The 20,961-nt window shown below is 48.9% G+C and carries 18 protein-coding genes; 11 read left to right on the top strand and 7 right to left on the bottom strand.

The genetic code is table 11. The features are described from left to right. Positions 1-19 precede the first annotated feature (19 nt). Complete coding sequence (locus PsB1_RS00750) at positions 20-160, top strand: hypothetical protein (protein ID WP_284358463.1); 141 nt, start codon at positions 20-22, stop codon at positions 158-160. Between the two features lie 56 nt (positions 161-216). Here the strand turns inward: PsB1_RS00750 and PsB1_RS00745 are convergent, their stop codons facing one another. The 4 genes from PsB1_RS00745 to PsB1_RS00730 form a co-directional block, all read right to left on the bottom strand. Beyond that, positions 217-2,349, bottom strand: a complete 2,133-nt coding sequence (locus PsB1_RS00745) for a M3 family metallopeptidase (protein ID WP_284358462.1) — start codon at positions 2,347-2,349, stop codon at positions 217-219. Between the two features lie 137 nt (positions 2,350-2,486). Next, complete coding sequence (locus tag PsB1_RS00740; protein WP_284358461.1) at positions 2,487-3,260, bottom strand: hypothetical protein; 774 nt, start codon at positions 3,258-3,260, stop codon at positions 2,487-2,489. Positions 3,261-3,328: 68 nt separating this feature from the next. Continuing rightward, on the bottom strand, positions 3,329-5,068 hold the full coding sequence (locus PsB1_RS00735; RefSeq protein WP_284358460.1) for a patatin-like phospholipase family protein: 1,740 nt from the start codon (positions 5,066-5,068) through the stop codon (positions 3,329-3,331). A 66-nt stretch (positions 5,069-5,134) separates the two neighbouring features. After that, positions 5,135-5,668 (bottom strand): hypothetical protein, encoded by a 534-nt coding sequence (locus PsB1_RS00730; protein ID WP_284358459.1) that lies wholly within the window; start codon positions 5,666-5,668, stop codon positions 5,135-5,137. A gap of 254 nt (positions 5,669-5,922) precedes the next feature. Between PsB1_RS00730 and PsB1_RS00725 the strand changes: the two genes are divergently transcribed. The 5 genes from PsB1_RS00725 to gatB all read left to right on the top strand — a co-directional run bounded on the left by PsB1_RS00725 (position 5,923) and on the right by gatB (position 11,854). Beyond that, entirely contained in the window at positions 5,923-7,527 is a 1,605-nt protein-coding gene (locus PsB1_RS00725; RefSeq protein WP_478210048.1) for a carboxyl transferase domain-containing protein, read from the top strand. A gap of 17 nt (positions 7,528-7,544) precedes the next feature. After that, positions 7,545-8,354, top strand: coding sequence for an enoyl-CoA hydratase-related protein (locus PsB1_RS00720; RefSeq protein WP_284358458.1), 810 nt, complete (start codon positions 7,545-7,547; stop codon positions 8,352-8,354). An 87-nt stretch (positions 8,355-8,441) separates the two neighbouring features. Further along, positions 8,442-9,161, top strand: a complete 720-nt coding sequence (locus PsB1_RS00715) for a hypothetical protein (RefSeq protein ID WP_284358457.1) — start codon at positions 8,442-8,444, stop codon at positions 9,159-9,161. A gap of 294 nt (positions 9,162-9,455) precedes the next feature. Beyond that, positions 9,456-10,043 (top strand): hypothetical protein, encoded by a 588-nt coding sequence (locus tag PsB1_RS00710; RefSeq protein ID WP_284358456.1) that lies wholly within the window; start codon positions 9,456-9,458, stop codon positions 10,041-10,043. 311 nt (positions 10,044-10,354) lie between these two features. Then, positions 10,355-11,854, top strand: a complete 1,500-nt coding sequence (gene gatB / locus PsB1_RS00705) for an Asp-tRNA(Asn)/Glu-tRNA(Gln) amidotransferase subunit GatB (protein WP_284358455.1) — start codon at positions 10,355-10,357, stop codon at positions 11,852-11,854. 329 nt (positions 11,855-12,183) lie between these two features. On the opposite strand, the gene PsB1_RS00700 is transcribed toward gatB, so the two are convergent. Beyond that, positions 12,184-12,435, bottom strand: coding sequence for a hypothetical protein (locus PsB1_RS00700; protein WP_284358454.1), 252 nt, complete (start codon positions 12,433-12,435; stop codon positions 12,184-12,186). Between the two features lie 95 nt (positions 12,436-12,530). Then, complete coding sequence (locus tag PsB1_RS00695; protein WP_284358453.1) at positions 12,531-13,247, bottom strand: J domain-containing protein; 717 nt, start codon at positions 13,245-13,247, stop codon at positions 12,531-12,533. Positions 13,248-13,382: 135 nt separating this feature from the next. Between PsB1_RS00695 and ribB the strand changes: the two genes are divergently transcribed. Beyond that, positions 13,383-14,726, top strand: coding sequence for a 3,4-dihydroxy-2-butanone-4-phosphate synthase (gene ribB, locus PsB1_RS00690; protein WP_284358452.1), 1,344 nt, complete (start codon positions 13,383-13,385; stop codon positions 14,724-14,726). Here ribB and PsB1_RS00685 read toward each other — a convergent pair. Continuing rightward, positions 14,723-16,291 (bottom strand): AMP-binding protein, encoded by a 1,569-nt coding sequence (locus PsB1_RS00685; RefSeq protein ID WP_284358451.1) that lies wholly within the window; start codon positions 16,289-16,291, stop codon positions 14,723-14,725. The genes ribB and PsB1_RS00685 overlap by 4 nt on opposite strands. Positions 16,292-16,521: 230 nt before the next feature. Between PsB1_RS00685 and PsB1_RS00680 the strand changes: the two genes are divergently transcribed. The 4 genes from PsB1_RS00680 to PsB1_RS00665 all read left to right on the top strand — a co-directional run bounded on the left by PsB1_RS00680 (position 16,522) and on the right by PsB1_RS00665 (position 20,951). Beyond that, positions 16,522-18,954, top strand: coding sequence for a M1 family metallopeptidase (locus PsB1_RS00680; RefSeq protein WP_284358450.1), 2,433 nt, complete (start codon positions 16,522-16,524; stop codon positions 18,952-18,954). Between the two features lie 12 nt (positions 18,955-18,966). After that, positions 18,967-19,461, top strand: coding sequence for a DUF6702 family protein (locus PsB1_RS00675; RefSeq protein WP_284358449.1), 495 nt, complete (start codon positions 18,967-18,969; stop codon positions 19,459-19,461). Positions 19,462-19,536: 75 nt separating this feature from the next. Beyond that, positions 19,537-20,502: a lipoyl synthase gene (gene lipA, locus PsB1_RS00670; RefSeq protein ID WP_284358447.1), complete on the top strand. Its 966-nt coding sequence runs from the start codon at positions 19,537-19,539 to the stop codon at positions 20,500-20,502. Further along, the gene (locus PsB1_RS00665; RefSeq protein WP_284358445.1) at positions 20,499-20,951 is read left to right on the top strand and encodes a type II toxin-antitoxin system RatA family toxin; all 453 of its coding nucleotides are present in this window, start codon (positions 20,499-20,501) and stop codon (positions 20,949-20,951) included. The genes lipA and PsB1_RS00665 overlap by 4 nt, the downstream gene beginning before the upstream one ends. Positions 20,952-20,961 lie beyond the last annotated feature (10 nt).

Raw genomic sequence — 20,961 nt, 5'->3', positions numbered from 1 at the left:
AGTGAGAAGGAGATAAATTATGGCTATGGAAGATGAGGAGATTGTTGCTGAATATGAACAGCTTGCCGCTGTTCATGGCAATCAGCCAGCGAATCTCGAAGATGATTTGGACGAGGATGACGAGATCGACGATGAAGATGAGGGCGAGGAAGAAATCTAATCTTCCAGTCGTTTAGTGGACACCTCCCCCGTAAGCGGGGGAGGGTAGCTCACAAATTAGCTCAGCTTCAAATCTCGATCTTTCAGGAGGGCTTCAACCCCCGGTGCTCGGCCACGGAAGTGAATATAATTGTCCATCGGGTCGGCTTGACCGCCGCTCGCGAAAATGAACTCTTTCAGCCGCGCCGCGGTTTGTGGGTCATAGACATTGCCTTTTTCAACAAAGGCTTGGAAGGCGTCGCATTCCAGCACTGCGGCCCAAATATAGCTGTAATACCCTGCTGCATACCCGCCCTCAAACGTATGCTTGAAATAGCCTGGGCGGTAACGCACCACAATCTCAGGAATGGAGCCAATACTGGCCAACATTTCTTGCTCCCAAGCATCCACATCCGTTGGGGCAGGACCTTCAATCATATGCATTTTCATGTCCATAATCGCGGCCATCATAAATTCACTGGTCGCCCAGCCTTGATTGAAATTCTTGGCCGCAATGATTTTATCAACCAAAGCCTTGGGGATAACTTCGCCCGTCGCATGGTGCTTGGCAAAGCGGGTCAATATTTCAGGGGTTGTCACCCAATGTTCCATCAATTGGCTTGGAAACTCCACAAAATCACGTTTCACATTGGTACCAGATTGGCTGGGATAGGTCACGTTGGAGAGCATGCCGTGCAGGGCATGACCAAATTCGTGGAACAAGGTCGATACATCATCCAAGCTCAATAAATTGGGTTTGCCTTTTGGAGCCTTGGTGTAATTACATACATTGTAGACGACAGGTTTGATATCACCGATCAAACGCTGTTGATCGCGGAAACTGCTCATCCATGCGCCCGACTGCTTGCCTTGTCGCGCAAAGAAATCACCATACCATAGGGCCATGGGTGCGCCATTTGAATCATATACCTCATAGACCACTACATCTGGGTGCCAGGTGGGTACGCCATGGATCTTCTTAAAGGTGATACCAAACAATTGATTGGCGTTCCAATGGATCGCCTCAATCATCTGGTTGAGTTCAAGATAGGGCTTGGTCTCGGCTTCATCGACGTCAAATTTCGCTTTGCGGACCTTTTCAGCATAATGCCACCAATCCCAGGATTGTAGTGGTCCTTCCAAGCCGTCTTTTGCTGCCAAGTCCTGCAACATTGCCCGCTCACGCTTGGCCGTGGCGAGGGAAGCTTTCCAAACACCCATCATCATATCCATAGCGGCTTCGGGCGTCTTGGCCATTTTATTGTCGAGCTGGAAATGTGCAAACGACTTAAAGCCCAACAGCTTGGCCTTTTCGTTTCTTAAATTGATGATTTCGATGATCAGGGGACGATTATCAGAGGTCCCTGGGGTACCGCCTACTGCCATCCAGCCTTTTTGCACGGCTTCGCGAAGGTCGCGCCGGGTCGACATTGTCAAAAACGGCTCAAAGCTGGACCGGGTTAATGTGACAACGCCTAAAGCATCAATCTTGCGTTCCTTGGCTTCAGCGGCTGCGCTTACAATAAAACTTTCGGAAAGTCCGGCTAGATCGGCTTGGGATTTTAGCGGTAAGGCGTAAGCCGATTGGCTGGCCAACACATTTTGGCCGAAAGTCACTTGCAGGGTAGACAGGCGCGCATCAATGTCGGCGACGCGTTTTTTTTGCTCCTTGGTCAGTAAAGCCCCGCTGCGAACAAAGCTTGAATATGTATCTTCTAATAACTTGCTTTGTGCAGCATTTAAATTCTGGGTGGCGCGACTGTCATAAAGCGCTTTCACACGCGCAAAAACAGCAGGATCTTGGCTAATGGCGTTGTTATGCGCGGATAATTTTGCCGATAATGGTCCCTCAATTTTCTGGATTGCCGGGGTGCTCAACATGCCGGAAAGATTGAAAAAAACTGTTGCAGCGCGGTTTAAATCTTGACCTGAACGCTCCATCGCACCAATTACATTATTAAAGGTGACAGGAGCCTTGTTGGCGGCAATTTTAGCTATTTCAGCGAGATTTCTGGCCATGCCTGTTTCAAAGGCCGGAGTGAAATCGCTTGGTCGGATCTGATCAAACGGCGGGACACCCCATTTGGTTTTCCAGGTCGCCAATAAGGGGTTGGCGCGTGCTTTTGCCTTAGTTGCCGCTGCCACTGCACCTTCACTGGTGCTTACTGCCACGGTCACTGCACCTCCTGCCAAAAAATCTCGACGTTTCATTTTCTTTTCACCTATCTCACTTGCGATTTGCGTTATGCACAGCAAGCTTATGTTTATCCCATGACCTATAGTGCCGCGCCATGCCCGTTCCTACAAGCGATTATAACTGCAATTGAATAAAGGCTGGCCGTGACAGGTTAACCACGTGCAAAAACGCGGAACTGTCCGGATTTAGGATCTTGTGCCACACAGCGTTGTGCCGAACTTGGTAGTTTCAAACACACAACTGGTGCACCAGAATCCCTTATGGTTTCATAGGTTTCGCGGGTAAATTCAGATCGTGTTGGGCTGTCACTTCCTACCGGCCAAGCTGGATAGTCAGAAGCTTTGAGGGCGGAGGGGGGTAAAAGTCCTGACAGGCGATCTTTGATTTGATCCGCGTTAGCATTGGCAGCTATACCAAAATCACGGGTTGGAGCCTGCAAAGTGTAAAGCGCCCTACCTTCTGCAGTTTCAAGCATGATCCTTATATTGCCAGATGCACAATCAGGGCCTGTTGCCATTATGGTGACTTTATCCAGAGATTTCCAAGACCGGATCGCTAGCGATTGGTTGACCTTAATATCACATTGGCTAGAAGCTTTATCCGCCGACATCGAAAGTTCTGTTTCGTCATGCACCCCTGATTCAGGGGGTAAGTTACTTGGTGTAGCAATCACCACTTCATTGATTGCACTGGCCGGGGGGGCAGGTAAAGGGGCAGGGGGGGGCGTAATGACATTTGGGTCACTGCCCACAGCAGCGTCCGGATCGGCCAAAGGATTAACCAAACCAGCAGGGTCGAGGATCGCATTGCTTGGCGAGTTAGCGACTGGTGGGTTCGATGATAAAACGAATTTACCCACAACAACCCCTAACCCAAACACTATAATCACTGTCAAAGCGGCTCCTGAGACCATGATCAAGCGCACAATCAAATTCCTTCTCTTCTCACTGAGTTACTTTATGACACAAAAGGCAAAATCTAGGCAATCAAGCTTCAATTCAAATGGTGCTTAAGCACCAAAGGGGGATTTTGTATCGCACGCATGGCCTCTTTATACCCACTCTCCACTGCGGCATCATAGGCCTTCCAGTCCCGTAATTGAATGCCTTGCATGTCGGGTAAAATCAGTAAATCTGTTTTGTCATGTGATCTCATCGCGTCAACAGATGCTGTAGCTGAGCGCATTAAGAGTTCAGCAATTGGGGGAGCTGAATGGATTCCATGTCGGCTAACCCATCTCAAAAAACCCTCGGGCTTACGAAATTCATCTGCCCGTAGCGCTCGTTGGCGAGTTACATCGACGCCTATATTGGGACCACGATGGAGATCGGCCATGGCATTAATGGGAAAATTGTCCAACACAGCACCATCCACCAATATATCATCCCCTGACACAACTGGCGGTAATATGCCTGGCAAAGCGATTGAGGCACGCAACGCATCCCGTAGCCTGCCACTGCGGTGTAATTTCGAGCATCCCAATGTCAAATTTGTGGATACACAAAAGAAAGGACGTGGTAAATCTTCTATCAAAACATCGCCAAAATGAGCTTCGAGCCTTTGATCGACTTTTCGACCAGAGGTCATAGCTACAACGGGTAAGATATAATCATTAAGGGGATTGCTTTGCACAAAGCCATCCCAAATATGGCGTTCAATCTCACCATCATCCCAGCCAAGTGCAACACATGCAGCAATCACACCACCCATCGAGGTGCCGCCAACGAAATCAAAGGCAATACCTGTTTCGCGTAATGCCCGCACAACTCCAATATGGGCATAAGCACGCGCACCCCCACCACCAAGCACTAAGCCAACCGAAGCCCCGGATAAAATGCGGGCCAGCATCATCACGTCTTGGATGTGGTCAGCACGCCAATGAAATAGCCGCTGAGCTTGGCTGGCGGCAAGCCATGCTGATGATAGAGATCGGGTTGTCATTTCGCCGATCCGATCTTGGGGACCCACTAAAATGAGATCTACTAGTTGAAATTGTCGCGCAGGGGAGGAACCTTCGGGGAGGATATGATGGGGTGGAGCTGTATCACTGCGGCCAAAAATCCATAATCGATCAGCCTGCCTTAGGCATATTTTAGGCCAGATGCCTTCTTCCTGATCCGCAGCTAAAAGGATGATATCATAATTGCGTTCAATATCATCAAACCAAGAAGCGGCCTTTCCAACGGCTTCCATGCCAATAACAATCGCACGTTTACCCAGCACATGAAGGGCATCCTTTAGCGCCTCTGCACGCTTGATGATGTCGATCGAAGATGAAGCAGAGATGAGCCCAAAAACGCGTGGATCCGAACGCGGATTACGCCGCCTATTTTGGCGCGAGCGAAATAACATAATTCGGGCTAAATTTTGCATCAACGGGGGGTGGCGGTGTATCAGACGATTAAAAGTAGATCGATCGAGTGCCAGCAATTCAGTGTCGCGCAACGCATAAACAGAGGCGCTATGCGCTTCACCTGCCACCAAAGCCATTTCACCGACTGGCTCCCCTTGGCGAATATGACCAATAAATTCGTTACTACCGTCCTGATTGCGACGAAATGCACCTAAAGAACCCGAACGAACAAACCACAATGCCTCAGCCGGTTCATGCTCAAGAAACAGTGGCCACCCCCCCGGTAGAGAATACCAAATCGCCGATTTTTCAACATCTTTTAAGGCATTTGACCCTACATCGCGTAAAAATGGAATACCTGCAAAGTCTTTAGGCGTCATTTCAGTCCCCTAATATATGGTAGACACTGACTTTCTATTTGCATGGTTTGAATTCTCAGGCCCAAATTAGAATTTCCAGCGTGCAAATAGGGTTATCATCGGCCAATATTGGTGAGGTTTGAGTTCTTGACTCATTTTTTCTTTTTCTAAAGCAAGATCAGCCTGAAAAGTTGGGTTTGAGGCCAATGAACCCGATGCGCTGTAATCCACTATGGGTTTTCCCTGCGAATAAACCCCCGCCTCCAAGGCGGTTTCGAGCGGTCCCAAATCCAGTTTAAGCCCAGCCCCAAGAAAATAAGCCACATCGTCAAATTTGGCTTTGGAACTTAATGTCCCGACTTGGGCAGGCGTATAAATCTTATTGCCAATCTCTACATTGCCTGTTGGCGTTACGCTTAAGGAATAATGATTGTCATTGGCAAAAATGCCAGCGGTGACATATAGTGGGACAAGAGGTGGGCGCCAATCCATCTGGGCACCATAAGAACTAAGCTTAAGCTTCCCATCATACTGAATACCATCAATCGACGGTTCATACCCATAATCAAATCCTTGGATTATACCTCGAACCACAAGAGTGGGGACCATCTGAACTGCCATCTCGCCTCCCAAACCATTACTTCCTGCCCGGGCTCCAATCCAAGCTGGTTCAATGGCGAAAGCGCAATTTGGTATACTTATCATGAAAAGGATTATGTGCTTTATTGTGGTGGTGAAACGCATTGGGGTGATCTCCTTAGCCCAATTCAATAGCCTTAACTGAAACATACAGCCAACATGACTTCTTGACACAAGCCTGTTAAATGAACGTCAACATCAATTTGGCTTAGATTTCAAAGTTATTGGAGATTTCATTGGGTTCATTAACCAGTCGGATCGATATCACCTCGCCAGCTTTCATCCGAAATCACGCTCATATGACTGAACTTGTTGGCACATTGGTTCACAAAACCACACTTTTCGCCCAAGGTGGTAACCAGATGGCTCGTGAGCGCCATGTCGCGCGGGGTAAATTGCTGCCACGTGAACGGGTCAATCGCCTTTTGGATCCTGGCAGTGCTTTTTTAGAATTATCCGCTTTGGCGGCGCACGGGCTTTATGGTGAGGATATTGCAGGTGCAGGCCTTATCACGGGAATTGGACAGATTTGTGGAAGGCCTGTCATGGTGGTGTGCAATGACCCAACTGTTAAAGGTGGTACCTATTATCCAATGACCGTTAAAAAACATGTGCGGGCGCAAGAAATTGCTTTGGAAAATCGCTTGCCTTGTGTCTATCTGGTTGATTCTGGAGGTGCCAATTTACCCCATCAGGCAGAGGTCTTTCCTGACCGCGATAACTTTGGCCGTATCTTTTTCAACCAAGCCACAATGAGCGCACGAGGCTTAGCCCAGATTGCCGTCGTGATGGGATCGTGTACCGCCGGGGGCGCCTATGTTCCCGCGATGAGCGATGAGACCATAATTGTGCGCAAGCAAGGTACCATTTTTTTGGGTGGGCCCCCGCTTGTTAAAGCAGCAACCGGTGAAGATGTCAGTGCAGAGGAGTTAGGGGGTGGCGATGTTCATGCTCGAAAATCCGGCGTAGTGGATCATTATGCTGCCAATGATGGCCATGCTTTGGAGTTAGCCCGTCAATGTGTGGCAACACTAGAACCTAACCCAGACTATACGCGCCGACAAACGCCACGCCCGCCCTTAGTGGATGAACGCGATCTTTATGGTATCATACCAGATGATGTGCGCACACCTTATGACGTGCGCGAAATCATTGCCCGCCTCGTCGATGGCTCAGAATTTCACGAGTTTAAAAAATTGTATGGGGAGACCTTGGTGACAGGTTTTGCCCATATAGATGGCTGGCCAGTGGCGATCATTGCTAATAATGGGGTGTTATTTGGCCAAAGCGCGCAAAAAGGGGCGCACTTTATTGAACTGGCTTGTCAGAGAAAAATACCCCTTTTATTCTTGCAAAACATCTCAGGTTTTATGGTGGGCAAAGATTACGAAGCCGCAGGTATCGCCAAGGACGGCGCTAAAATGGTGATGGCTGTTGCATGCGCGACGGTTCCTAAAATCACGGTTGTGATTGGCGGATCTTATGGCGCTGGCAATTATGCCATGTGTGGTAGGTCGTATTCACCACGATTTTTATGGCTTTGGCCCAACGCACGTACCAGCGTGATGGGGGGCGAACAAGCCGCAAGTGTTCTGGCCACTGTTAGGCGTGAGAATATTGAAGCCAAAGGTGAAACTTGGAGCTCCCAAGAAGAAGAAGCCTTTAAGCAACCTATCCGCGATAAATATGAAGCAGAGGGCGACCCCTATTATTCTACAGCTCGCCTATGGGATGATGGGATTATTGATCCCGCGCAAACCCGTCGTGTGGTATCTCTGTCCTTTGCCAGTGTCGCAGGTTCGCCCATTGCTTTGTCCCGCTTTGGTATTTTCCGAATGTGATCGATCAAGGATTTAACATGTCAGACGCCATTCAAGATGAGCCCCCAGTTTTGTTGGATATTTCCCCAGATGGCGTCGCGTTGGTGATCCTCAATCGACCCGAAAAGAAAAACGCTTTTGATGAATTCACCATTGAGGCTTTAACCGACATTTTTGAAACCTTACGCGTTGCAGATGGGGTGCGCATTGTTTTCTTGCGGGGTAAAGGGACGTCATTTTGTGCAGGGGCTGATCTTGAATGGATGCAAAGGCAGGCGCACCACGATTTTGAAGACAATGAGTTAGACGCTCAAAATCTGGCTAAGATGTTGTTAGCACTCCATAGGTTGCCGCAATTGACCGTCGCTTTGGTCCAGGGCGGCGCTTTTGGCGGTGGCGCGGGCCTTGTTGCCGCTTGTGATTACGCCATTGCCTTATCAGATGCGAGGTTTTGCTTCTCTGAAGTCCGCTTGGGACTGACGCCAGCAACGATATCGCCTTATGTGATCGAAGCCATTGGGGCACGTCAAGCGCGCGCCCTTTTCGCAACCGCTATGCCCTTTGATGCACAGCGCGCGCATGAAATCGGCTTGGTTCAAGAAATTGCATCCGATCTAGATGATCTAGCCAAGCGAGAAGAGCGTCTGGCCGATTTAGCCTTTTGTGCGGCACCTGGAAGTGTAGCGGAAGTAAAAGAATTGGTCAGGGATGTCAGCGGCAAGGTCATTGATATGGATTTAGGCCACCAAACCGCCCGTCGCATCGCCCATCGCCGCGCGAGCCCGGAAGGAAAAGAGGGCCTCGCCGCATTCTTAGAAAAGCGGCAACCGTCGTGGAGCCAAACTTAAAGCGCTTGATAAATCAAAATCTATACAATGAGGCTTTCAGCGAAGTCATAATCATGGGGCGTGTTTCACCAAAAAGGAGTTAAAGACATGCCCACATTGAAAAAAAACTACGACAGCATCGCGGCGCAAGACGAAGATCTAATACCCCTAAATGCGATACTTGAAGTCGAATCCAGTGAAATTGAAGATTATTACCCACGGCTTGATGCGTTTTATGATCATTTGGACGCGCAGTGGAGTTCATTTTCCTCCTTTGACGATTATGCGGCAATGGTTGAGCAAGCGGTGGCAACTGAAGACGCCTATTTTCAAGGTTTTTTGGCAGCAAGGTTCGCCAATAAAATAGGGCAAAGGGTTGAGCATGTCATCGTTAGGGGAGTTAGGCGTCGAGCGCCGTCCAGCGGCGGCTCACTTGGACCTTATTTTACTGGCGGCGGTCGCGGCGGTGGCGGTGGTGGCGGCGTGTTTTCGCGGCTACTTACCGATACACAAAAAGCCAATCTCCGGGCGAATCTGAAGATGTTATTCCCGGGAATAACCGATGCGGAGATTGATGTATTGGTCGCTCAACTCGATGCAAATCCACTTTTGTTGGCCTATGCTTGGCCACTTCGCAGAGAGATACCAATCCTAAACGATAAGGGTAGAGTATACGTCCTCCTTTCTAAAGAACAATTGAACGCAGCCAACGCCATCCTGAATGGCTTAAGAACACCAGAAGCTGCGGCAGCCAAACAAAGACTGGATCAAGCGATCAAAAATGGGAGTATTCGCATTAAGCGCCCTCCTGGTCGATACGGGTTTTGATTGTGTGACCGAGCTCCCGATAAGGCGAGATTAAATTCTTGTTCAGCTAAATTCTTTTCCCTCTAGATGAAAAGTTCTAGAGGGAAAAAGGGGAGAATATCTAAAACTTGAGCCGAAGTCAGAACCCCGTAAACCCAATTACAGATTCAAGACCAAAACTAAGCGACTTAAGCCACAAAATCCCGCTTGTGTTGTTGGAACATCGGCACTATTATTCGGGTAGAATAGGGGATGTCTTCATTTTTAAAGTAGCTTAAAATGCTAAAAAGAACAATCAGACTCACTTTAAGGGTGATGTTTGCATTAGCGATATTCTATACCGTTGTTGGCTTTTGTCTTTTTGTTTTGAATTGGCAGGTGCCTCCCGACTTGGCCAATTCACCTTTAGGTAAATTTTTTGATCGCGTTTTGGTGTTCTCTGTTTACGTTCCGGGCATGCCGTTTGGGGCATTAGGCTTTATTCTCGGTTTTGGTCCCGATCTTGAAAATTCACCTTTCTTACGCATTATCTATCAGATTGGTGTCTGGCTATTATTGATCCCGATGTTAAGCGGGGCGATGGCGGTTTGGTGTGACGTTATCGTCAAAAGAATATCTACAAGAAATGCGGTGTTCTTCTTTATCTCTTTCGCTATTTTGTGCGCCTTAAACAGTATAATCAGCTTGGACATAATGAAACAATTGATCGTAATAGCGGCTTTTAGATTGATGATTTTCGATCATCCTATTCCATCTGATTTCATGGTTGTTGAATTGCCTCGCATCATAATGGTTTCCGTAATTTTTGGCGTCACTCTTGGCTTTTTTGCGCTTTGGGAGTTTATCGCGCGAAGAAGTGTCCAGACCAGCTCAAACGAAAAGAGGGCCCAGCCGCATTCTTAGAAATGCGAGCGCCGTCTTGGGCTTCTAGATGAAGCAGAGCATTGACCAACTCTTAACGGCGCGTCCCAAATGTGCGGGTAAAATCAAGATCGCTTCCCACTTTGTGAGGGTCGTTCAACGTGCTGCGTAATTTGCTGAGGACTTCAAAAGCTGTATTCGTGCATTTGAAAACTTTAGTCCTTTACCTATATTATCCAATGGCACCTTGGTTAGAGTATTGACTCCAGAGTGGTTGTCAATTTCCACTTAGCCCGCCATGTTCAATGTCATAGCATCTTTGCCAAATGCCTGTGCATGGCTATGTTGGTTCTATGATCAACTTTAGCATACCAAACGACCTCGATATTCGTGCTGCGCGCCCTGATCAATATGTTGCTGGGGCAACTGGGGACTGGGAAATCATCGTGGGGCTGGAAGTACATGCCCAAGTCAGTGCACAGTCCAAGCTGTTTTCAGGTGCCAGTGCCGCTTATGGCGGAGCACCCAATGCACATGTCAGCCTCGTGGATGCGGGGATGCCAGGCATGCTGCCCGTATTGAACCGTTTTTGTGTCGAGCAAGCTGTGCGCACAGGGCTTGGGCTTGGCGCTAAAATAAATTTATGGAGCAGGTTTGATCGGAAGAATTATTTTTATCCTGATTTGCCGCAAGGTTATCAAATCAGCCAATTCGCCTATCCCATTGTCGGGGAGGGGTCGCTAAACGTCGATTGCGATCATGGCGAAACCGTCCCTATTCGCATTGAGCGCATCCATCTAGAGCAAGATGCCGGCAAATCGATCCATGACCTTGATCCGAATGCAACCTATGTAGACTTGAACCGTTCAGGTTGCGCATTGATGGAGATTGTTTCAAAGCCCGATATTCGATCGAGCGAGGAAGCGGCCAATTACTTTAAGACTTTACGCGCTTTGGTGCGCTATCTTGGCACCTGTGATGGCAATATGGATGAAGGCTCTATGCGGGCCGACGTTAATGTCTCGGTACGCAAGCCCGGTAGCCCATTTGGGACACGCTGCGAAATCAAGAATGTCAACTCAACCCGCTATGTCGCCTTAGCAGTGGATTATGAAGCGCGACGTCAGATTGAGATCTTAGAAGATGGCGGTACCATCATCCAGCAAACACGCCTGTTTGACGTTAAAACGGGGAAAACCCGGGCGATGCGCTCGAAAGAGGACGCGCATGATTATCGCTACTTCCCAGATCCTGATCTCCTGCCCTTGGTTTTAGATCAAGCATGGGTGGACGCAATTGCGGCCAGCTTGCCAGAGCTTCCCGACGCTAAAAAACAACGCTTTAAATCTGAATATGGCTTGTCGGCCTATGACGCGTCGGTGCTGGTTGCCGATAAAGACGCTGCAGATTTTTTTGAAACCGCTGCCAAGGGTCGCGACGCAAAGCTTGTGAATAGTTGGATGACGGTTGAATTATTCGGCTGGCTTAACAAGCATGACAAAGACCTAGCCCATAGCCCTGTATCCGCCGAACGCTTGGGCGAACTGGTGGAATTGATCAGTCATGGCACCATAACAGGGAAGATTGCGAAAGATGTGTTTGCACGGATGATTGAAACCGGAGATGCACCCGCCATCATTGTAGAGCGGGAAGGCTTAAAGCAAGAAACCGATACAGGCCTGATTGAAGCCACCGTTGAGGCCTTAATGGCCGCCAATCCCGATAAAGTAGAAGAGGCGCGCACCAAGCCCAAGGCTTTGGGTTGGTGGGTTGGTCAATTGATGAAAGTAACAGGGGGGAAAGCCAGCCCTGCGGTGATCAATGAGGTCATCAAAACCAAATTAGGGCTTTAGGGGTAGTTTGGGCGTAACTCGCTCTTTTAGTCTTAACACTCTGAAACTCAAGTTGCACGCCTTAAGCATGGTGTGGTTGAACCCTTTGACTGTGAAGACTTTGATCCAGGCCTTACATATTCAAATCATTTGAATTCATTGATGAAGAGAGAAATGCCCCGTTATAGTTTCTCCATCAGGGGAAGAGCAAATCTTTGATGGGTTGAGCGAGGGGACATAGCGTCCGAATACCTTTGTGCCATTTTTCTCCGCATTGGCGAAGGGTAACTATACGCACCCATTGTATATCTTGTGTAGCCTTTTCCCGTTGCAATGAAGTGTGGATGGCATTAGCGCCCAAAGGAAGGATCAATTCTCCAGCCGCGCCCGGATGGGTAGGTATGTCGTGTTACATAGGCAAGTGCGCTGACATCTGGTTTGCGCATACGGGCTGATATAGCCCCGGCACAGCCGATCAAGAAACCGCAGATCGCAAGAGCCACCACCCCAAATAATAGGGCCGAGGCAATGAGCAATCCTGAGACCAAAGCAAAAATGCGTTGATAGAAATTTTTGGCAGATTGTGGCAGAAAATCCATCATATAGAGTTGGCACGGAAACTCTTACCGTCAAGAGGGCAAAGTCTGTTTATGTACCTATTCGCTGAACTTGAGAAAAGATCCGTCATGGTTGGGTCTCAAGCGCTTAAATGGGCGGTTTTAGGGTGTCGTTTTGCCGCTAGATTTGACTTCAGCTGCAGAAAAGCAGCGTTAATAATCGCGGTTTTTTCGTGTGCGGCTTTAATAAACTCAATTGGGGCACCGCGCGCAATAAAGCGATCTGGGTGGTTTTCGGCCACAAGGCGTGTCCAAGCACGGCGAACTTCATCTTCATTCGCAGAAAGGGCAACGCCCAAAATGGTGTACGGATCAGGTTCGCGATCTGGAAAATAAGGTGCCCCAATGCGAGCAAACTCAGTCTCCGTCAATCCAAAAAGGTCTGCAACCCGCTCAAGATACGTCAGTTCTCCTTGCGTGATGGCTCCGTCCGCACTTGCGACCACGAACAGGACATCCAAGACGTCTTCAAGTAAACAAGGACGTGCCATATATCGCTTGCCGATTTTACGGGCATAGCCTTCATAACCGTGCACTGTTTCTTGGGCTAAGGCAAACAAACGATCAAAAAGTGGCTGATCTTCAGAGGATACCGGAAAAGCTGCGCGAAAAGCCGCAGCCTCATCCAAAGTCGAGCGTCCATCTGCCTTAGCCATTTTTGCAGCCAAGGCAACAACTGCAGCCGCAAAGTCCATATCACCGGGATCTGGCGCACATGGATCATGGCCTTGTGCGTCAACTGTGGTTGGATGAAAGGCGGTTCCAGCCAGATCTAAAAGGCGTTTCCAAATCGACATGACATACCCTTAGCACGATTTGATGATGTTCGAAGAGATCGAGGTGAAACAAGCCATCATGGTGCATTCTATCCAATTGCGTTGCTGCTAACAGAAGTAGACGTGTGTGATTTTCACACGATATAGCCTGATTCAATGAAAGATGTGTATGTTTCGCGCATTGCGGAGGGTCTTGGCATGGATGTTCAATGGTTTCGCACGCGCATGAAGGAGGTGGGAGCCACCCAAGAAGCTATAGGGGCGGCGATCGGGCGTGATCGCTCTGCTGTGAGCCGTCTATTATCGGGTGCGTTGGAATTTAAAGCCGCACATGCAGGGCCACTGGCAGTTGTGCTAAAAACCACACCCAATGAGATTTTAGCGCGTGCCGGCGTGGATTTGGGTGCAGGTGGGCGTGCGTATCCACCCGTAATTCATGCTCGCGTTGAAGCAGCTATTGAAGCCTTCGCTGCAGGTGAGATCGTGGTGGTTACCGATGATGATGACCGCGAGAATGAAGGCGATCTCATTGTTGCGGCAAGCTTATGCACCCCAGAAAAGATGGCATTTATTGTGCGTCACACCTCTGGCATTGTTTGTGCGCCCTTGACACGGGAATTAGCAAGAAAACTGCGCCTGGATCCGATGGTAGCCAATAATGATGCGCCACTCGCGACTGCCTTTACGGTTTCAGTAGATGTGCGCTATGGTACCACAACGGGAATATCAGCCGAGGACCGCACCAATACTTGTCGTGCTTTGGCCAATCCCAATAGTGGCGCTGTCGATTTTGTCAGACCCGGACATGTGTTTCCACTCGTGGCGCGCGATGGCGGCGTTTTGGTGCGAACTGGCCATACCGAAGCCACTGTAGATCTATGCCGTATGGCGGGTCTTCCTGAAGTCGGTGTGATTTGTGAAATGATGAATGATGATGGCACAGTGATGCGTGGGCCCCAAGTGGCCGCATTTGCAGCAACACATGGTCTAAGGCATGTTTCCATCGCTGAAATGATCGCCTATCGCCAAAGCCGAGAAAAATTGGTTGAACGTGTTTCCAGCTTTGTTGTCCAATCTGAACAAGGGCCAGTGCAGGGTTATGCTTATTCAACCCCATTTGACCAAGTTCATCACTTAGCATTTGTAGTTGGTAAGATTGGTGATGGCCAAAATATTGCTACGCGTTTACACCGTGGTGATGTCATAAAGGACGTTTTTGGTGGTGCACCTGCCATCAAAGCAGCTATGGCGACATTTCAACAAGATGGGCGTGGCGTACTTGTTTATCTGCGTGACGGAACGGTTGGTGTCCCGTTTCAACAGCATGAGGAAACCCAATCAGAGAGCAAGCGCCTTCAAACTTGGCGCGAAGTGGGGGTAGGGGCTCAAATCCTCCGGGACCTAGGTGTGCATTCAATCAAATTACTCACCCGCTCAACCCACAAGTTTGCTGGCCTTAATGGTTTTGGGATCGAGATATCTGAAGTGGATAGCCGCTAGGCCCCCACTGCATTGGATTTGTCCTGCGCTAAATGTTGGACGTAGCCATAATCAATTTTGCCTGTCCCCAAGAGTGGAATTTCTTTTACTTTGATAATCTTTTTGGGCAAGGCGAGCTCTGCGGCACCATTGATCTTATACCAAGCCAAAAGGTCTGAGCGGTTAGCAAAGCTACAATCGCTCAGTAATAGGATTTGCTCACCCTTTTTGGGGTCGCTAACTGCCACAGCGGCATGCAGGTGATCAGGCCAACAGCTGGTGGCATAATTTTCAACCGCCGTCAGCGACACCATCTCGCCACCGATTTTGGCAAAGCGCTTCACGCGGCCCTTGATGGTGAGATAACCATCCTTATCGATGGCAACTACATCGCCGGTATCGTGCCAACCGCCAGCTAGTGGCTGGATCTCACCTGGTGCATCCACCCGTACATAACCACGCATCACATTTGGTCCCCGCACATAGAGCCTACCACCGCCATCAATGCCTGGTATGCTTTCAAGTTTCCATTGAATCTCGGGCAGCAACCGTCCACAAGTTCCAGGGCGATTAAGGTGGTTTGGGGTGTTGACCGCGATAATTGGGGAGGCTTCGGTTGCGCCATAGCCTTCAATAATGGGAACATTGAACCGCGACATCATGGTTTGGCGCGTTTCTTCTTTCACCCTTTCCGCCCCACACACGACAAAGCGCAGGTTAGTAAGGTCTTCCTCATCAGCTTGGCGTGCATAATGGTTCACAAAAGTATCGGTACCAACTAAAATGGTTGCTTGGGTTTCGCGTATGAGTTTGACAATGGAATTTGCTTGTAAAGGTGAGGGGTAAAGGATGCATTTCATCCCCTGCAATAAGGGAAGAAACGTCCCCCCCGTTAAGCCGAAGCAATGAAAAATCGGTAACGGATTAAACACCATATCGTCAGGATTGAGATCGACATGGCCTGCTACCTGCTCAACATTGGCAATCAGATTTGCATGACTTAGCGCAACCCCTTTTGGAATGCCTTCGGTTCCAGATGTAAATAACATCACCGCAGTGGCATCGGGGTTGATCTTAACTTGCGCTAGAAAAGGCACGGTAGCGTCTATGAGGCCACGTGCCTTTTCAAAAGGGGTAATTTGATCGCGAATATCTTCAAGATAGATGATACGAAATTCTTGACCCAAATCTTCGATCAGAGCCGTTAAATGAGCTTGTTCAACAAAGCGGCGGGCAGTGAAAATGGTTTTAACCTGAGCAGCATTGCACGCTGCATGGATATTCTTGGTCCCTGCCGTGAAATTCAGCATCGCGGGTGTTCGCCCAAAAGCCAATAGACCAAACAGTGTGACTATGGCCCCTACCGAATTGGCGATAAGCATGCCAACATTCTCACCAAGCGCGGTCATACCTGATATTTTTCGCCCCAAAACAAGCGAACCAAACACCAATCGATCATAGGTAATCGGAGTGCGATCAGGGTCTTCTAAGATTTCTTTGCTACCACCGAAGCGACCGCGCGCGTCAAGGAGTGCGTCAAAAATGCTGCGCCGCGTCCGCGCAATGTCAAAAGGGCGTAGTGGCATTAAGGCATCCTTGAGGGGTTACCTCACCCGTGAATTAGTCTTATTCGATTTGTTGTGTATTCGCTTTAAAAACGCGAAGCTAGCTTCATCATGTCAGATTGCAATTTGTTTCATCAATTGAAGCCACACCATCCACTCCAGTCAGCTTGCAATCATAGCTTCTCCACGCATTTCAGCCAAATTCAGTTTAATGCTTGAGCTTTGAAGCAATCCAGTGTCAAACTTCTATCATGAAACATTTGTTGATCCCCCACCTCCTCGTAGTCGCCCTATGTGCGACCCTCACGATATCATCGCCTGTTCACGCCCAAGCCATCGCGCAAACCAAAGGCGATTTTCAAGACAAATTCCGCCAGCTTGATCCCGAAGATGCACCAACCCCAAATGACTATCGGGCCGCCTCAGGCGCACCAGGTCATCGCTATTGGCAACAAAAAGTCGATTATAAAATGAATGTGACCTTGGATGAAGCGAGCAAAAGCCTGAAGGGCTCCGCCGACATCATCTATACCAACAACTCTCCTGATACTTTGAACTACCTTTGGCTGATGTTGGATCAAAACGACGCTAAAAAAAACTCGATCGCTGAGTTGACTTCTACGATGGGTGAAACGGGGCGTATCACCTTCGATCAAGTACGCCGCGCACAAGCCATGCGCGATCAGGACGGCGGCTTTACGATTACGCGCGTAACTGATCCAAATGCCAAACCGCTTGTTTATGATGTTGTCGATACATTGTTGCGGGTGGATTTAGCTTCACCCTTAAAACCTGGAGAGAGCGTGGCAGTTAAGATTGATTGGACTTTGGCGATCCGCGACACCCGCTTGATTGGTGGACGTTCAGGCTATGAGTGCTTCACCAAAGCGGATCAAGACGGCAATTGTATCTTTCTGGCCGCCCAATGGTTTCCCCGTGCCGCAGTCTATTCAGATTATGAGGGTTGGCACAATAAGAGTTTCTTAGGTCGTGGCGAATTTACTTTGGAGTTTGGTGATTATGATGTTGAGATCACATTACCTGCCGATTTTGCTGTATCCTCAACAGGTGAGTTACAAAACCCCGATGAAGTTTTGACCCCGACGCAACGTGAGCGTTTGGCGAAAGCAAAAACAAGTTATACCGATCCTGTTTATATTATTACGCCCCAAGAAGCTGAAAGTGCTGAGAAATCCAAAACGACTAAGTTTAAAACTTGGCGGTTTACAGCTAACAATGTGCGTGATTTTGCTTGGGCGGGTTCTCGCAAATTCATTTGGGACGCCATGGCGGTCCGCCAAGAGAGTGGTCAAGACGTCTTGGCCATGAGTTTCTTTCCGAAAGAAGGCGATCCATTGTGGTCGGCTTATTCAACCAAAAGCATTGCTCATACCATTCATGTTTATGGGCGCATGACCTTCCCCTATCCCTATAAGGTTGCCCAATCGGTGAATGGCCCTGTGGGTGGCATGGAATATCCGATGATTACGTTCAACGGACCTCGCCCTGAAAAGGATAAGGCCGGTAATCTGACTTATTCAGATCGCACAAAATATGGGTTGATCAGCGTGGTCATCCATGAAGTAGGCCATATCTGGTTCCCGATGATTGTGAATTCCGATGAACGCCAATGGACGTGGATGGATGAAGGTTTAAACACCTTTTTGCAATATGTGGCCGAACAAGAATGGTCAAAGGCCTATCCTTCACGCCGTGGCGATCCGCGTGACCTAATTGAATATATGCGCTCCAATAACCAAGTCCCGATCATGACTCAGTCTGATTCCATTCAAAAATTGGGTGACAACGCATATGGTAAACCTGCCACGGCCCTTGTGATCCTACGTGAGACCATCATTGGGCGGGCAAGATTTGATCGGGCCTTCAAAGAATATGCGCAACGTTGGCGCTTCAAAAGGCCTACCCCTTACGATTTCTTTCGTACTATGGAAGAAAGCTCCGGTACAGACTTAGACTGGTTCTGGCGGGGATGGTTTTATTCCACAGATCATGTGGATATCGCTTTGTCCCAAGTGCGAGAAGGCACAATTGACACCCAAGACCCAGATACGGAAGCTGCACGTCGTATTCGGGAGCGCGACGCCAAGCCGATTGAGCTTGGGCAGATCAATAATACCGGGATCAAAACCTATGCGGACCGTGATCCGAAAGTTCTCGATTATTATGACCGGACTGACCCATTGGCTGCCACCAAGGGCCAAAAGAAACGTGCGAACTCTAGCCGCTCTGAGCTTACCCCTCAAGAACGCGCCGTTTTGGACGTGAAAGATCGGTTCTATAGTGTGAGCTTGGAGAATAAGGGTGGCTTGGTTTCCCCGGTTATTCTCAAATTTAGCTTCAAGGATGGGTCAAATGATACAATAACTATTCCGGCTGAAATCTGGCGCTATGACGCCAGACGGGTGAATTGGACCTATATAACCGCCAAGGAGGTCACCCAAGTTGAGCTTGATCCACGCCAAGAAACCGCTGATGTTGATCGCTCCAATAATTATTTCCCAACCCGGATAGAACCTACTCGATTAGAAGTGTATAAAGCCAACGCGGGTCCGCCTAATCAGATGCAAGACAATGACTTAGCCGTTACGCCTAACTCTCTTGAAACCAAACCAGCTGTAGCCCCTAAACCAGAGGTTGGTGGGCAAGCTCCCAAGTTAAAATGAGGCAGTCCTGTTATGAAAGGGCTTAAGTTTGGGTTGATGAGCGCAGCACTTTTGGGTCTGACCATGCCCGCCCAAGCCCATCGCATACAAGCGGCTTTGAGCGTGGTGGAAATAAGCCCCACCACGCAAAATCTGGAGATCACCCACCGACTCTATGTCCATGATTTAGAGCATGCGCTTGATCTTGGCTCTATTGGCATGAGCTGGTTTTTGACCCAAGAAGGCCAAGCGGCGATAAAGGGTTATTGCCTGCGTCAATTCTTTATTGGAGACGTGAATGGTAGGCCTTTAGCCATCCAATTTGTCGGCGCTGAATTGTCTGGCGACCTTTTATATGTCTATTTTGAAGCAGGGCAGTATCGCGGCCAGTCACTGACTTTGGATTCTAATCTGCTGCAGGATTTCACCAAGGGCCAACTTAATCAGATCAATCTGCGTCGGGATGGGAAAACCGTCTCCGCCCTCTTTCAATCTGATACGGCGGCAAAAAAAATGCTCCTGCCTTAAGCGTGCATAGTAGGTCTGCGCATCCATCTGGACTTGGGACTTTCCTTTTCGCCCAATTGGTCTCATTTAAAGAGGATGGTCACTCTCCTTGATACACGGGCGCAACGTGCAGCTCGCCACCCTGAAAAGCAAAAGCGCCCCGATAGTGAAATGCTGCGTAAACCTAAATGGATACGCGTGCGGGCACCAGGTGGGGCTAGGTTTGAAGAAACCCGCGCCATCGTTAAAGAAAATCATCTGGTGACGGTGTGTGAAGAAGCTGGTTGCCCTAATATTGGTGAATGCTGGTCCAAAAAGCATGCCACAATGATGATTATGGGTGATACCTGCACGCGGGCATGTTCCTTCTGCAATGTCAAAACAGGTAAGCCAGTCGCGCTTGATCCGTTTGAGCCCGCCAATGTGGCTAAGGCCGTTGCGGCCATGAGCCTGTCACATGTGGTCATAACTTCGGTCGACCGCGATGATTTAGACGATGGGGGTGCCCGCCATTTTGTGGAGACTATTCAAGCCATTCGCGCCGCTGCACCCTCAACCACGATTGAAATATTGACACCTGATTTCTTGCGCAAGGCTGGCGCAGCGGAGGCGGTCATTGATGCCAAGCCTGACGTGTTCAACCATAATCTGGAGACTGTACCCCGGCTTTACCTCTCGATCCGGCCTGGCGCGCGCTATTATGCATCGCTACGCCTATTAGAGCGGGTGAAGGAACGCGATCCCAATCTGTTTACGAAGTCTGGATTGATGGTGGGTTTGGGAGAAGGCAAAGAAGAAGTCATGCAGGTCATGGACGATATGCGTAGCGCTGGCGTCGATTTTCTGACAATTGGCCAATATCTCCAACCGACACGCAAACATGCGCCAATTGATCGATTTGTTACGCCTGAAGAGTTTGAAGCCTATGAGACTATCGCTTTATCTAAGGGCTTTTTGATGGTTTCAGCGTCACCACTAACCCGCTCTAGCCACCATGCTGGTGAGGATTTTGCCAGACTTAAAGCGGCCCGTGAGACACAACAAGGCCGATCTCAGCTGTGAATCACTTTGAAACCACTGAGCTTCTGGAATTTGCACCTGACGATCTTTTAAAGCTTGTGAGTGACGTTCCAGCCTATTCGTCGTTTCTACCTTGGATCAAAGCGTCGAGAATCAGTCAGGAAAAACAAACTGAAACCGGGCGTTACTTTGTTGGCGAAGCGGTCATTGGCTACAAAGCCTTTCGGGCTCAATTTTCAACCCATGTCGAAGTCAATAGGGTCGCCCGAACCATCCAAACCAATTTGATCCAAGGTCCATTTAAGTCATTGACCTGCATGTGGCAGTTTATGCCATCCCAATCTGGAACTTTAGTTGATTTAACACTTGACTTTGAGTTTTCAGAGCTCTTTTTATCTACTTTACTTAGTGCTAATTTGAATACTGCTGTATCTCGACTAATGATAGCCTTCACACGTGAGGCAGAAAAGCGCTACACAGTCGTACATTAATTTCTCAATA

The organism is Candidatus Phycosocius spiralis (assembly GCF_030158815.1).
GTDB lineage: Bacteria > Pseudomonadota > Alphaproteobacteria > Caulobacterales > Aquidulcibacteraceae > Aquidulcibacter > Aquidulcibacter spiralis.
The sequence above is the reverse complement of the archived record's forward strand: the minus strand, read 5'-3'. Positions and strand labels throughout refer to the sequence as shown.